Annotated in this window: 11 protein-coding genes; 8 read left to right on the forward strand and 3 right to left on the reverse strand. The window is 58.3% G+C overall.

All coding sequences use genetic code 11. From position 1 onward, the window contains the following. The first annotated feature begins 110 nt into the window (after positions 1 to 110). The 4 genes from ACR0BT_RS16240 to ACR0BT_RS16255 all read left to right on the forward strand — a co-directional run bounded on the left by ACR0BT_RS16240 (position 111) and on the right by ACR0BT_RS16255 (position 5,423). Positions 111 to 2,246: a malate synthase G gene (locus tag ACR0BT_RS16240; protein WP_480763590.1), complete on the forward strand. Its 2,136-nt coding sequence runs from the start codon at positions 111 to 113 to the stop codon at positions 2,244 to 2,246. Positions 2,247 to 2,327: 81 nt separating this feature from the next. Further along, entirely contained in the window at positions 2,328 to 2,753 is a 426-nt protein-coding gene (locus ACR0BT_RS16245) for a GlcG/HbpS family heme-binding protein (protein ID WP_170466015.1), read from the forward strand. 134 nt (positions 2,754 to 2,887) lie between these two features. Continuing rightward, the gene (locus tag ACR0BT_RS16250) at positions 2,888 to 3,667 is read left to right on the forward strand and encodes a gamma-glutamyl-gamma-aminobutyrate hydrolase family protein (protein ID WP_170397133.1); all 780 of its coding nucleotides are present in this window, start codon (positions 2,888 to 2,890) and stop codon (positions 3,665 to 3,667) included. A gap of 403 nt (positions 3,668 to 4,070) precedes the next feature. After that, positions 4,071 to 5,423 carry an autotransporter outer membrane beta-barrel domain-containing protein gene (locus ACR0BT_RS16255; RefSeq protein ID WP_480763591.1) on the forward strand — a complete coding sequence of 451 codons (1,353 nt, stop codon included), beginning with the start codon at positions 4,071 to 4,073 and terminating at the stop codon, positions 5,421 to 5,423. Between the two features lie 51 nt (positions 5,424 to 5,474). On the opposite strand, the gene ACR0BT_RS16260 is transcribed toward ACR0BT_RS16255, so the two are convergent. Next, positions 5,475 to 7,715 carry a molybdopterin cofactor-binding domain-containing protein gene (locus ACR0BT_RS16260; protein ID WP_170663826.1) on the reverse strand — a complete coding sequence of 747 codons (2,241 nt, stop codon included), beginning with the start codon at positions 7,713 to 7,715 and terminating at the stop codon, positions 5,475 to 5,477. A 3-nt stretch (positions 7,716 to 7,718) separates the two neighbouring features. Further along, positions 7,719 to 8,183 (reverse strand): (2Fe-2S)-binding protein, encoded by a 465-nt coding sequence (locus ACR0BT_RS16265; RefSeq protein ID WP_170397127.1) that lies wholly within the window; start codon positions 8,181 to 8,183, stop codon positions 7,719 to 7,721. Positions 8,184 to 8,282: 99 nt separating this feature from the next. On the opposite strand from ACR0BT_RS16265, the gene ACR0BT_RS16270 reads away from it, so the two are divergent. Beyond that, positions 8,283 to 8,861 (forward strand): TetR/AcrR family transcriptional regulator, encoded by a 579-nt coding sequence (locus tag ACR0BT_RS16270; RefSeq protein WP_170663825.1) that lies wholly within the window; start codon positions 8,283 to 8,285, stop codon positions 8,859 to 8,861. Here the strand turns inward: ACR0BT_RS16270 and kynU are convergent. Then, entirely contained in the window at positions 8,854 to 10,047 is a 1,194-nt protein-coding gene (gene kynU, locus ACR0BT_RS16275; RefSeq protein WP_223117759.1) for a kynureninase, read from the reverse strand. The genes ACR0BT_RS16270 and kynU overlap by 8 nt on opposite strands. Positions 10,048 to 10,243: 196 nt before the next feature. Here kynU and ACR0BT_RS16280 point away from each other — a divergent pair, with 196 nt between their 5' ends. The 3 genes from ACR0BT_RS16280 to ACR0BT_RS16290 all read left to right on the forward strand — a co-directional run bounded on the left by ACR0BT_RS16280 (position 10,244) and on the right by ACR0BT_RS16290 (position 13,865). Then, entirely contained in the window at positions 10,244 to 10,693 is a 450-nt protein-coding gene (locus ACR0BT_RS16280) for a methyltransferase family protein (protein ID WP_223117760.1), read from the forward strand. A gap of 132 nt (positions 10,694 to 10,825) precedes the next feature. Then, a complete protein-coding gene (locus ACR0BT_RS16285; RefSeq protein WP_170397119.1) occupies positions 10,826 to 12,397 on the forward strand; it encodes a Re/Si-specific NAD(P)(+) transhydrogenase subunit alpha in 1,572 nt (523 codons plus the stop codon). A 13-nt stretch (positions 12,398 to 12,410) separates the two neighbouring features. Beyond that, positions 12,411 to 13,865, forward strand: a complete 1,455-nt coding sequence (locus tag ACR0BT_RS16290) for an NAD(P)(+) transhydrogenase (Re/Si-specific) subunit beta (RefSeq protein ID WP_170397117.1) — start codon at positions 12,411 to 12,413, stop codon at positions 13,863 to 13,865. The last annotated feature ends 83 nt before the right edge of the window (positions 13,866 to 13,948 follow it).

Consider the following 13,948-nt stretch of genomic DNA (forward strand, 5'->3'; position numbering starts at 1 on the left):
TTCGCGCTGGGTCAAATGCCCCTCATGTCGGGACAGAAGTTGCCTATCGGAAACGAACGCCCTAATTGAGGAGCGCATACAATGGCACACAATCGTAGGGGATTCGGAATATGAGCAGCAGAGAGACCCGCAACGGGCTGCAGATTGACCCGGTTCTGGTGGATTTCATCGAACAGAAGGCGCTGCCGGGCACGGAAGTTTCGGCAATTGATTTCTGGGCGGGTCTGGCGCGCTTGGCCAATGAACTTGGGCCGAAAAACCGGGCGCTGCTGGACAAGCGGGCTGACATTCAGGGCCGGATCGATGGCTGGCACGCGGCGCGGCGGGGGTTGCCCATTGACGCGGCTGAATATCAGTCTTTTCTGCGTGAGATTGGGTATCTGGTAGAGGAAGGCGACGATTTCGAGATCGAGACAGCCAATGTCGACCCTGAAATCGCGCTAATCCCCGGACCGCAATTGGTTGTGCCAATCACCAACGCGCGCTTTGCGTTGAATGCCGCAAATGCGCGCTGGGGCAGTTTATATGATGCGCTTTATGGAACAGATGCGTTAGGCGATCTGCCGACAGGCAAGGCTTATGACGCCGGGCGCGGTGCGCGGGTCATCGCCTGGGCGAAGGCGTTCCTGGATGAGGCTGTGCCGCTATCCGAAGGGTCCTGGGCGGAGGTCTCCGGGTTAAGCGTTAGGGACGGTGCGCTGATACCGAAGCTCGCCGACCCGTCTCAGTTCGCAGGCTACGCTGGCGCGGCTGAAGCACCGGAGTTTGTATTGCTGCGCAACAACGGGTTGCACATTCAAGTCAGGATTGATGCGCATAGCACAATTGGCGCCACCGATCCTGCAGGTATTTCTGATGTCCGTTTGGAATCCGCGCTTTCGACCATCATGGATTGCGAGGATTCTGTTGCTTGTGTCGACGCGACCGACAAGGTGTTGGCCTATGGAAACTGGCTTGGCTTGATGGCCGGCAACCTGACCGAAGAGGTTACGAAAGGCGGCACAACCTTCACGCGCAAGCTTGCTGGGGATTTGGCCTACATGGCTCCGAATGGCACGCCAGCCACTCTGAAAGGTCGGTCGCTGATGCTGGTGCGAAATGTGGGCCATCTAATGACGAACCCCGCAGTGCTGGATGCCGAAGGGCGCGAGATTGGTGAAGGTTTGATGGACGCGCTCTGCACAACGCTGATCGCCATGCATGACCTGAAGCGCGAGGGCGGGAACTCGGTCAAGGGGTCGGTCTATGTGGTCAAACCCAAGATGCACGGGCCCGAGGAGGTGGCGTTTTCGGTCGAGATTTTCGACATGGTCGAGGACATCCTGGGCCTGCCGCGCAATACGGTGAAGCTGGGCATTATGGATGAAGAGCGGCGCACATCGGCCAACCTCAAGGAATGCATCCGGGCCGCAAAATCGCGCGTGGCCTTTATCAATACCGGATTCCTGGATCGGACGGGGGATGAGATTCATACTTCTATGGAAGCAGGCCCGATGCTGCCGAAGGGCGATATCAAGGATACGCCATGGATTGCGTCTTACGAGGATCGCAATGTGGATATCGGACTGGTCTGCGGCCTGAAAGGCAGAGCGCAAATTGGCAAGGGTATGTGGGCCATGCCCGATCGGATGGCGGACATGCTGGCGACCAAGATCGGCCACCCGCAATCCGGTGCAACCTGCGCCTGGGTGCCGTCACCTACTGCGGCAACGCTTCATGCAACCCACTATCACAAGATCGATGTGTTGGCGCGCCAGGATGAATTGGCCGCTGGTGGGGCTCGCGGTACGTTGAATGCTCTGCTGACCATACCTCTGCTGGGCGGGCGTAATCTCAGCGCTGGTGAGATCACCCGTGAGATCGAAAACAACGCACAAGGAATCTTGGGTTATGTTGTGCGCTGGATTGATCAGGGTGTTGGCTGCTCGAAAGTTCCGGATATCAACGACATAGGACTGATGGAGGACCGCGCGACCTGTCGGATTTCTTCGCAGGCGCTGGCCAACTGGTTGCATCACGATGTGGTCAGTCAGGAACAGGTGATGGCGGCGATGCAGAAAATGGCCGCGGTAGTGGACCGTCAGAACGAAGGAGACCCGGCCTACAGGCCCATGGCACCGGGTTTTGACGGGGTGGCGTTTCAGGCGGCTTGTGATCTGGTGTTCCGGGGGCGGGTGCAGCCCTCGGGTTATACCGAGCCTGTGCTGCACGCCCGTCGCCTGGAACTGAAGGCAAGTTTGAGCTAGGCGCAACGGCAGGAACGAGGGGGCTGTCTGCCCCCTCGTGCTCCCCCGAAGGTATTTTTGGCCAGATGAAAAGGATCGGGCATGAACATTTCATTACGCAAAGCGCGGACCATCATTCGGAAAGCTCTGGAAAAAGGGCGCGAGATGGAGCTGAAACCGCTCTCGGTTGTTGTCCTGGACGCCGGAGGCCACGTGATCTCGTTCGAACGCGAAGACGGTGCTGCGCCGGGGCGTTTTGCAATCGCACATGGTAAGGCCTACGGATCGGTAATGCTAGGTATGGCGGGGACCGCGCAGATGCAGCGGGCCGAAGGGCAGGCCTATTTCATGGCGGCCGTGAACGGGGTTTATGGCGGTCAGGTTGTTCCGGTTCCTGGCGGTGTGCTGCTGCGTGACCGCAAGGGTGCGGTGGTTGGTGCCGTAGGTGTAACCGGCGACACTTCGGATAATGACGCAGCGGCCGCGTTGGCAGGTATCGAAGCCGCTGGGTTGACGGGCGAGATCTGACCCCTTTATCGAACTTCATCAGGGATGTGCGTCGCTGAACACGCGCTTGCGCTACCATGCAGGGTCTGTGCCGTTGCGCGCGGCCAAACCTGCCGATAGGTTTTGCAGGAAATGAGCGATACAAGGGACTTGGAATGGCGCGCCCCGTCGTTGGAATAATCGGCAACTCTTATCTGATGAATGATCAGTATCCGACCCATGCGGGCGGAACGATGAATTCCGAGGCGGTCTCGAACGTGTCTGACTGTCTGCCGCTACTGATCCCCGCCGACCCGCGTTATGTAGCGGTTGATGAGTTGCTCGAGGTTTGCGACGGCTTCCTGCTGACCGGCGGCCGTCCGAACGTTCACCCCGAAGAATATGGCGAGCCCGCGACCGAGGCGCATGGTGAGTTTGACCGCGCGCGGGATGCAATCACGCTGCCTTTAATCCGGGCTTGTGCTGAGCGGGGTCAGCCGTTCTTTGGGATTTGTCGCGGGTTTCAAGAAGTAAACGTCGCCTTGGGTGGTACGCTCTACCCTGAGATTCGTGACCTCCCGGGGCGTCAGAACCACCGGATGCCACCCGACGGCACTTTGGAGGAGAAGTTTGCTCTGCGCCATGTTGTGTCGCTAACCGAAGGTGGTGTGTTCCACCGCCTGCTGGGCGCGGCCGAAGTTATGACCAATACGTTACACGGACAAGGGATCAAGACGCTGGGCGAGAATGTGGTGATCGATGGCCACGCGCCTGATGGCACGCCCGAGGCGATCTATGTCGAGGATGCCCCCGGCTTTACTCTTTCGGTCCAATGGCACCCTGAATGGGACGCGGCGAATGACCCGGTCTCGCGGCCATTGTTCAAGGAATTTGGTCGCGCCGTATACGATTGGAAAAACGCGAAAACGGTCGGGGCGATCCGGCAGTCTGCTTAGTCACGCTAATCTGTCGATGGATCGTTCTAAGGTTTGCTGGCAACATTCGAATAAAAAGATAATTGGATATCTTCCCTGAACCGCGAATTTGCGCCGAGATACCCTTGGCCATATTCAAATCTGACTGGGTTCGGAGAAGTTCATGCACAGCTTTTCAGGAAAGTACCCTCGCGGTTTAAGAGAATTCGTTCCTGCGGCACTTTTTTTGGCGGTCCTGGGAACTGCAGGTCATGCGCAACAATGCAGCTCGGCCGGAGACCTGCTTTACATCGGGCGAACACCTGACTCTTCATCCTCATTGTGGTTATCGCAGACGGAAAGCGGTGCTTTTCGTCTGGAAGCTGCACAGGGCAACACGACCGTCGATACCTGGAGCCGATCTCGGCCTGGAGTTCATCTAAGCTTGTCTCCCTTCGTATCTAATGGATCAGGGGGCGTTCATCGTCTGTTCAAACGCGGAGGGGCACCAAATGGGCGCGACTGTCTGATCGATACGCAAAACCAAAAAAGAGATTGGACGCTGCCGGGTTGGGGTGGTGGCAATGGTGGCGGCGGGGGAGGAAACGGAGGCGGCTCGGGTGGATCCGGCGGCGGTTCCGGGGGTGGCTTCGGCGGTGGCGGCGGCTCGGGTGGATCAGGTGGCGGATTCGGAGGCGGGGGCGGCTTTGGAGGCGGCGGTTCCGGGGGTGGCTTCGGCGGTGGCGGCGGCTCGGGCGGATCCGGTGGTGGCTCTGGTGGTGGATCCGGTGGCGGATCCGGTGGTGGCTCTGGTGGCGGTTCCGGAGGGTCGGGCGGTGGAATTGGCAACATAGGCGAGACAGGTCGACCCGTTAATCCGCTCTACGTAAGTGGGCGACCATCGGGCGATGACCAAGCCTGCGTGGCGGATGCGACGGGTAAGCTTGACCCTGCCTTGTGCGATCCGGTTGTCGGCCCTCCGCTGACGGAGGGGCGCGAGTTTGGGCCAGAATCTGTTTGGAATGTATGGACCAATTTCACCTACACAGACATTGAAGACACCCGTGGAAACAGCGAACTGGATGTGAACGACAGCTTTTTCGAAATTGGGATCGACCGTCTTGTCCAAGAAAACCTCGTGCTTGGTTTGCAGCTTGAATACGAAAACACTCAGCTGGACGGCTTTCAGGGGCAGTTTTCTCAGGATACTTCGGGATTCGCGATCGGACCCTATTTCGCCTGGCGGATGTCTGAGAGGTGGGTTCTAAACGGTCTCGCCACGATCGGTCGCTTCTCCACGGATGTGGATGTGCTGGAGCTGAGCGGTGATTTTGATCGCACCCGTTGGCGCGCGAATCTCGAGGCAATCGGACAATATGAGGCTGGAGCTTACTTAATTCGTCCGTCGATCTCGTTTGATTACTATAATTACAGTGCCGAGGATTACGATCTCACCGGGACGTATCTGGGAAATCCAGCCGAGTTTATTGGTGAAATCCAAGAAGCAAAATACAGTGCCCTAACGCCCGAGGTCGAAGTAAGTCGTCCGTTCTTCAATGGCAGCTCTGTCATTTCACCTTATGCATCGCTCAGCGCGACCTATTGGTTTGAACGCGAGAACTTAGGGGGTGGAACAGTTGCAAACACTGACAATGATGTTGTTTGGTCAACCCGTTTGGGTGTGAGAGGACGCACAAGCAAGACGGTGTTTCTGGAGGCTTCAATCGGATATCTCGACATGTTCGAAAGTGATTTTGAAGCGACGGAAGCTGCAATCTTTCTCTCTGTCAACTTCTAAGGCCATCAGAAAGAGCGAGCGCCGACCCTTAGCCGGGTCGGCGCAAATTGATCATACGAGCAAGTCGAACTGCTTGTTCAGCGGCAAGCTGCGCGCGCGTTGGCCGGTCAGGTCGAACAGCGCGTTGCCCAAAGCGGGCATCGACGGCGGTGTCCCCGGTTCACCGACACCGCCCAGATGTTTGTTGGTCTCGAGTATCCGGACTTCCGTGATCGGTGTGCTTTGCATCCTTAACGCATCATAATCCGGGAAATTATACTGTTCGACCTCACCATCGGCAAAGGTGATCTCCTCTCGAACGGCGGCAGACAATCCGTAGATCATGCCGCCGATCATCTGCGCCTCGACCGTCGCCGGATCCAAAGCCAAGCCGACATCGCAGGCGATCCAGGCCTTGTTGATGCGGATGGTGCCGTCTTCGTCCACCACTTCGATGACCTGTGCGACAGGGGTGCCAAAGCTGTAGGCCATTGCCACACCACGTCCGACACCATCGGGGGTTTTGCCGGTCCAGCCTGACATCTCTTTCACGGCCTCCAGGCACCCCGCAGCCGGGGCGAACTCGGACCTTGCCAACTCCAGCCGGAACTCCAGCGGGTCGCGCCCGGCGGCATGGGCCATTTCATCCAGGAAGGTCTCGTGGAAGAAGGCATTGTGGCTGTTGCCGACCGAGCGCCAGAAACCAACCGGTACAGCCAAATCGGCAACGTGACCACTCATTCTGTAGTTCGGCACCGCGTAGGGCTGGTTGAAAAAGCCTTCGACCAGAACCTTGTCGGGGCCGCCGCCAGAGAAACCCGTCACACGTTCGACCGCTTGGTGGGTCGGGGATTGCGAAGCAACCTTACCGTCGATCAGAACGGCCTTGCCATCCTTCACTGCCCCCCGCATGCGCGCCATCGCGCCGGGGCGGTAGAAATCGTGACGCATATCCTCTTCGCGGCTCCACGTCGTTTGCACAGGGGTGCCTGGAATGGCCATGGCGACCTTTGTGGCGATCTCGCCGAAATCCAACTCGCCCCGGCGTCCGAAACCGCCGCCCAGATAGGTGGTGTGAATCTCAACCGCTTCGGTATCTAGACCGGCGGTGTTGGCTGCGCGGATCTGGATCAGGGTCGGGGCCTGATTGCCGCACCACAGGTCCAGCTTGTTACTGGTATAGAGCGCCGTGGCGTTCATCGGTTCCATTGTGGCGTGGGCCAGATAGGGCACGGTATATTCTGCCGTAATCTCGGTGGCACCTTCAGGAAGCGTTTCGACATCGCCTTCATCGCGCATGGTCGAGTTCGGGGCGTCATCAAACGCCTTGGCAATTTGCGCGAATACCGCATCAGTATCGGGCGGATAGGGGGCATCGCCCCAATCCACGTCAATCGCCTCGACCGCCTGCATGGCAAGCCAAGTGTTGTTGGCAATCACCGCGACGCCCGTGCCCAGATCGACGATCTTTTCAACGCCGGGCATGGCTTCTGCAGCACTGGCGTCAAAGCCGTTCATTGCCCCGCCCAGCTTGGGGTTCATGCGGACCGAGGCGAATTTCAGGCCCTCTGGCCTTACATCGATGCCAAAGGTGGCGGTGCCGGTGGATTTGCCCGGAATGTCGACGCGGGGCAGGGATTTGCCGATCAAACGCCATTCGGACGGATCACGCAGGGAAACCTCGGGCGGTTCGATCTGGCCTGCGGCCTCGGCCAGTTCGCTATAGGGAATGCGCGTGCCATCCGGGGCAACCACAGCACCATTTTCGGTCATGAGTTGATCGCGATCGACCCCCAGTTGGTCCGCGGCAGCCTGCTTCAAGGTTTCTCGCGCAGTAGCGCCGGCCATCCGCATCCGTTCGAACCCGTCTTTCATCGAGGTTGAGCCGCCGGTAACCTGCAGGCTTAACGTTTTGCCCAGAACACCCAGTGCCTCACCCAGATTGTGCTGGAAATCCGAGATGTCATAGCCCTTGCCTGGCAGGCTTTCCCCCATAAGAGCATGGTTGTAATAGGCGGCGGCAGCAGGTCCGTGCAGCACACGGATTTCGTCCAGCTCAACATCCAGCTCCTCGGCGATCAGTGCTGCCCAGGTGGTCATAACGCCCTGACCCATTTCAGCGCGGGGGGCGAACAGGGTCACGCCCTGCTGGTCGATCAGAACAAAGGGGCTAAGCGCGGTTTCCCCGTCACGCGGTTTCAGCGGGTTCGCAGCTGGACGCGTGACGTAGTAGGCACCGAAGGCCACTCCACCTACGATGGCGGCAGATCCGATCAGGAATGTGCGGCGAACGATTTTACCGATACGTCCCATGGCTCAAGCCTCCTTCAACTTGGCAGCGGCATCATGGATGGCCGCGCGGATGCGAGGATAGGTGCCACAGCGGCAAAGGTTGCCTTGCATCGCATCGTCAATGTCTTCGTCCGTTGGGGCCGGGTTTTCAGCCAGTAGCGATGCGGCCTGCATGATCTGGCCCGACTGGCAGTAACCACATTGGGCCACTTGGTGGTCAACCCAGGCCTTCTGGATCGTTGCCATGGCGTCAGGCGTGCCAAGCCCCTCGATCGTGGTGACATCACCCCAAACATCCGAGAGCGCTACCTGGCAGGACCGCACGGCCTCACCATCAATATGAACGGTGCAGGCGCCGCAGGCAGCCACACCACAGCCGAACTTGGTACCGGTTAGTCCAACCTCATCACGCAGAACCCATAACAAGGGCACATCATCAGGCAGATCAACCTGATGGGTCTTTCCGTTGATCTTAAGGGCCGTCGCCATGGCGCACCTCTCTTAGCTTTGGCTGGTTTCTGACATAATTAATGAAATGTGTCAGCTTGTCAATTGACAAAATGAACAAGAAGTGTCAGAGGTTCTCGCATGACGAGTGTAAGTGAAGATTCCAAGACAGCGGCCATTCTGAAATCGGCATTTCAGGCCTTTGCGACCTATGGGTTTAAGAAAACTTCGATGGATGATATTGCCAAAGGGGCAGGGATGTCCCGGCCTGCGGTCTATCTGCATTTCAAGAATAAAGAGGCCATCGTTCGCGAACTGACGCAGTTTTATTATGGCGAGAAAGTTACCCTAGTCGCTGAAGCCTTGGCCAGCGAAGGTCCTTTGCCTCAGATCCTCGCTCAGGCGATCGACGCGCAATCAAACGGGATGGCTGAAATTTTGGCCTCACCTCATGGGCTTGAAATGCTGGACGCGACCAAATCCATGTCGACGGATATCGTTCAGGAGGGCGAGGCCAAATTGACGCGACTTTACGCCGAATGGTTACGGCGCGAGGATGCGGCAGGTCGCGCGCATTTGCCTGTCGGCCCGGATGAGGCCGCAAAGACAATCACCACATCGCTGAAGGGCGTCAAGATGACAGCCTCCAGCGCTGAAGAGTTCGAACAAGGCATTTTGCAACTGGCCATGCTTTTGGGCGCGGCGCTTGAGGTCAGGTGACGCGCAGACGAACTTTGTATTCCGGTTTGTCCCACAGATTGTTGGTTATGATATCGGCCAGAATTTGGGCGGCCTGTTCTACATCCCCTTCATCGACATATAGCGGTGTAAAGCCAAACCGCATGATATCGGGCGCTCGGAAATCGCCGATCACGCCACGCGCGATCAAAGCCTGCATGGCAGCGTAACCTTCATCAAAATGAAACGAGACTTGACTTCCGCGCTGGGCTGGATCGCGGGGGCTTGCGAGTGTCAATCCCGGGCAGGTAGCCTCAACCCGGGTTATGAACAATTCGGTCAATTCGATAGACTTGGCGCGCACATCGGCCATTTTAGCCATGTCCCAGATATCCATCGCTGCCGACAGCGCTGCCATCTGAATGACCGGAGGGGTTCCGACCCGCATCCTCTCTATTCCCGCGCCGGGGCGATAGTCGAGATCGAAGGCAAAGGGGGCTTCATGCCCCAACCAGCCCGAAAGCGCCGGGCGCACGCGATCCGACAGACGCGGAGCGACATAGACGAACGCTGGCGCACCGGGACCGCCATTGAGGTACTTATACGTGCAGCCAACAGCGAAATCCGCGTTGCAACCGGACAGATCGACCGGGATTGCCCCCGCAGAATGGGCAAGGTCCCAGACGGTCACGACACCGTTCGCGTGGGCCAGTTCGGTCAAAGCCTTCATGTCATGCATACGGCCGGAACGATAATCGACCTCGGTCAGCATCAGAACGGCGACCTCTTCGGTGATATGTGCAGCGACGTTTTCGGGATCGACCACGCGCAGTTCATAATCCGTCCCCAGTGATCGCAACAGCCCATCTGCCATGTAAAGATCCGACGGGAAGTTGCCGTTGTCCGACAGGACGACCTTGCGGGTCGGGTTCAGTTCCAGCGCTGAGGCGACCGCCTGATAAACCTTGATCGACAGAGTATCGCCCACCACGACGCTGCCGGGCTCTGCCCCGATCAGCCGTCCGATCCGATCCCCCAGGCCGGTCGGCATACCCATCCACCCGGCTTTGTTCCAGCCGGTGATCAGCAACTGACCCCATTCGTCCTTCATCATGCTTCCTACACGGTCACCGGCTGATTTCGGCAACGGGCCCAGAGAGTTACCGTCGAGATAAAGAATGCCCTCGGGCAGGTGAAACATGGATTTGGTTTTGGCGAAATCGGTCATGGCGAGGCTTTGTCTTTCTGAAACAGTCAGGTTGTAACTGGCTATCTGATCCCGTTGTGTCTGTCTATTGGTGCGGGTTGTCCAGCGCCCTGGGTCGATGCGACACCCTGCGCTTTTGCCAATGCGGTCAGAAAACGATAGGAGAGCGATCAGAAGCGACATCTGCCACCATGTGTCGCCGCGTGAAGGGACAGCCATGCGCCTGATCGACATACCACCTGTTTGGCTTGTGGGCTTTGCCTTGCTCGCCTGGGTCCAGGCGCGCGTGTTGCCGCTGGGGTTGTCTCTGGATGGAGCGGTGACAGATCTGCTCAGCGGCATACTGATCGGTGGCGGTATCATTCTGGCCGTGATGGCGGTGATTGAGTTCCGCCGGCACAAAACCACGGTCTTTCCGCACGAAACACCCTCGACCATGGTGCAGACCGGGATTTATAAGCGCAGCCGCAATCCTATCTATGTGGGCGATGCGCTGATCCTGACTGGGCTGATCCTGCGTTTTGACGCGGTGTTGTCGCTGGTGCTGATCCCAGTTTTTGTCTGGGTGCTGGAACGCCGCTTTATCATACCCGAGGAAGACCGTCTGCGCCGCACATTCCGCGCCGATTTCGCCCGGTATGAACGCAAGACCAGACGATGGATATAAGGGTGTGGTCATCATGACACAGCGTCATAATTGCTGCGCTTGCGAAATAATCTTGCGCAGGATACATGTCTGCTTGTCATTCTATGCCGAACACCCACCTGGCCTGAATCAAAAATTAGGGGGAACCGACTGGTGAAAATTGGGACGCCAAAGGAAACGTACAAGGGCGAGAACCGGGTCGCGATGACTCCGGACTCGGCTGTGCAGTTGCAGAAACTGGGCTATGAGTGCCTGATCGAAAAGGGCGCAGGCGCTGCTGCGGGGTTTTCGGACGCCGCTTATGAAGCCGCAGGCGTTGAGGTCATGAAGACCGCCGCCTCGCTTTGGAAGGCGGCGGATATTATTGCCAAGGTGCGTCAGCCCGATGCCACCGAACTGAAGCGTCTGACCAAGGATAAGACCCTGATTTCCTTCTTTAACCCGGCTGGGAATGAAGATGGGATGGAGGCCGCCAAATCCAAGGGCGCGACCGTGATCGCGATGGAGATGGTCCCGCGTATCTCGCGCGCGCAGAAGATGGACGCGCTGTCTTCGATGGCCAATATCGCCGGGTACCGTGCTGTGATCGAGGCAGGCAACAACTTTGGCCGTTTCTTCACCGGTCAGGTGACGGCGGCCGGTAAGGTGCCGCCTGCCAAGGTGCTGATCGTTGGTGCTGGTGTGGCTGGTCTGGCCGCGATTGGGACCTCAACCTCGCTGGGTGCGATCACCTATGCGTTCGACGTGCGCCCCGAAGTGGCCGAGCAGGTCGAATCCATGGGGGCTGAGTTCGTCTATCTGGATTTTGAGGAAGAACAGCAGGACGGTGCATCGACTGGTGGCTACGCATCGGTCCAGTCGGAAGAATTCCGCAACGCCCAGCTTGCCAAGTTCCGGGAACTGGCACCCGAGATGGACATCGTCATCACCACGGCACTGATACCCAACCGTGAGGCACCTGAGCTTTGGACCAAAGATATGGTCGAGAGCATGAAGCCGGGTTCGGTCATCGTTGACCTTGCAGCGGAAAAGGGCGGCAACTGTAAATTGACGGTGCCGGATGAGAAGATCGTGACCGACAATGGCGTGACCATCATCGGCTATACCGACTTCCCCAGCCGGATGGCGGCGCAGTCATCGTCTCTTTACGCGACCAATATCCGTCACATGATGGCTGACCTGACACCCGAGAAGGACGGCAAGGTCAATCACGACATGGAAGATGACGTGATCCGTGGCGCGACCGTGACCCATGAGGGCGAGATCACCTTCCCGCCACCGCCGCCCAAGGTGCAGGCGATTGCGGCACAGCCTAAGGCCGAGGTCAAGGAACTGACGCCGGAAGAGAAAAGGGCGCAGGAAATCGCGGCCTTCAAAGCGCAGACCAAGCAACAGTTCACGTTGCTGGGCGTCGGCGGTGCGTTGATGTTGCTGGTGGGGTTGATCGCTCCGGCCAGCTTCATGCAGCATTTCATCGTTTTTGTGCTGGCGATCTTTGTGGGCTTCCAGGTGATCTGGAATGTGAGCCATAGCCTGCACACACCACTGATGGCGATCACCAACGCGATCTCTTCGATCATTATCGTTGGAGCCTTGATGCAGATCGGATCGGGGTCGTTCCTGGTCATTCTGCTGGCGGCGCTGTCAGTCTTCATGGCCGGAATCAACATCTTCGGCGGCTTCCTCGTAACCCGGCGCATGCTCGCCATGTTCCAGAAATCTTAAGGAGGCCGGGCACATGGAATTTGGCTTCACTACTGCCGCCTATGTCGTTGCGGCTGTCCTTTTCATCCTGTCTCTGGGTGGATTGTCGAACCAGGAAAGCGCCAAGCGGGCGGTCTGGTATGGCATTGTTGGTATGGCGCTGGCGGTTTTTGCCACGCTGGTTGGTCCGGGTTCAGGCCTGTGGCTGCTGTCGTTGCTGCTGATCGCGGGCGGTGGTCTGATCGGTCAGTACGTGGCGCAACGCGTGCAGATGACCGAGATGCCGCAGCTTGTGGCCGCGATGCATTCGCTGGTGGGTCTCGCGGCTGTGTTCGTGGGATTCAATGCCCATTTCGAGATCGGCAATGTGGCGCAAGTCATGGCGATTGCTGACAGCGCGTCTCAGGCGGACCTGTCCGATCTGGGGGCGTTCGCCAAGCTGATCGCGAAGAAGACCGCGGCCGAACTGGCGATCCTGCATGTTGAGCTGTTCCTCGGTATCTTCATCGGTGCGATCACCTTTACTGGATCGGTCGTGGCTTATGGCAAGTTGGCGGGCAAGGTGACCTCGGCGGCGACCAAGCTTCCGGGCGGTCATGCTCTGAACGCGGGTGCGGCTGCTTTGTCGTTCATCTGCCTGATCTGGTACACCAATTCGGGCGGTTTCTTCCCGCTGTTCCTGATGACGCTGGCAGCGCTGTTCATCGGCTATCACCTGATCATGGGCATCGGCGGGGCCGACATGCCGGTGGTTGTGTCGATGCTGAACAGCTATTCGGGTTGGGCGGCTGCGGCCATCGGCTTCTCGCTAGGCAACGACCTGCTGATCGTGGTTGGTGCATTGGTGGGCTCGTCTGGTGCGATCCTGTCCTACATCATGTGTAAGGCGATGAACCGTCACTTTGTCAGCGTAATTCTGGGCGGCTTTGGTGGCCCGCAGGGCGAACAGATGGCTGTTGAGGGTGAACAGATCGCCATCGAGGCAGATGGTGTCGCGGCGGCGCTGAATGATGCAGATAGTATCGTCATCATTCCCGGCTATGGCATGGCCGTGGCGCAGGCGCAGCAATCGGTGTCCGAGCTGGTTCGCAAGCTGCGCGCCAAGGGCAAGAACGTGCGCTTTGCGATCCACCCCGTTGCCGGTCGTCTGCCGGGCCACATGAACGTGCTGCTGGCCGAGGCGAAGGTACCGTATGACATTGTTCTTGAGATGGACGAGATCAACGACGACTTCCCGGATACGGATGTGGCGATCGTGATTGGCTCGAACGATATCGTGAACCCTGCGGCGCAGGAAGACCCGAACAGCCCCATCGCCGGGATGCCGGTGTTGGAATGCTGGAAAGCCAAGCAGGTGTTTGTGTCCAAGCGTGGTCAGGGCACCGGCTATTCGGGTATCGAGAACCCGCTGTTCTTCAAGGAGAACACCCGCATGTTCTATGGCGACGCCAAGGCTTCGCTCGACAAGCTGCTGCCCATGATCGATTGATCAGAAGGGACAACCTGATTGCAAAGGGCGCCTGAGGGCGCCCTTTTCTTTTGTGATGAGATGGGGGCTTGCCTCCAACCCCC

This window comes from Ruegeria sp. CJ6 (genome assembly GCF_056536665.1).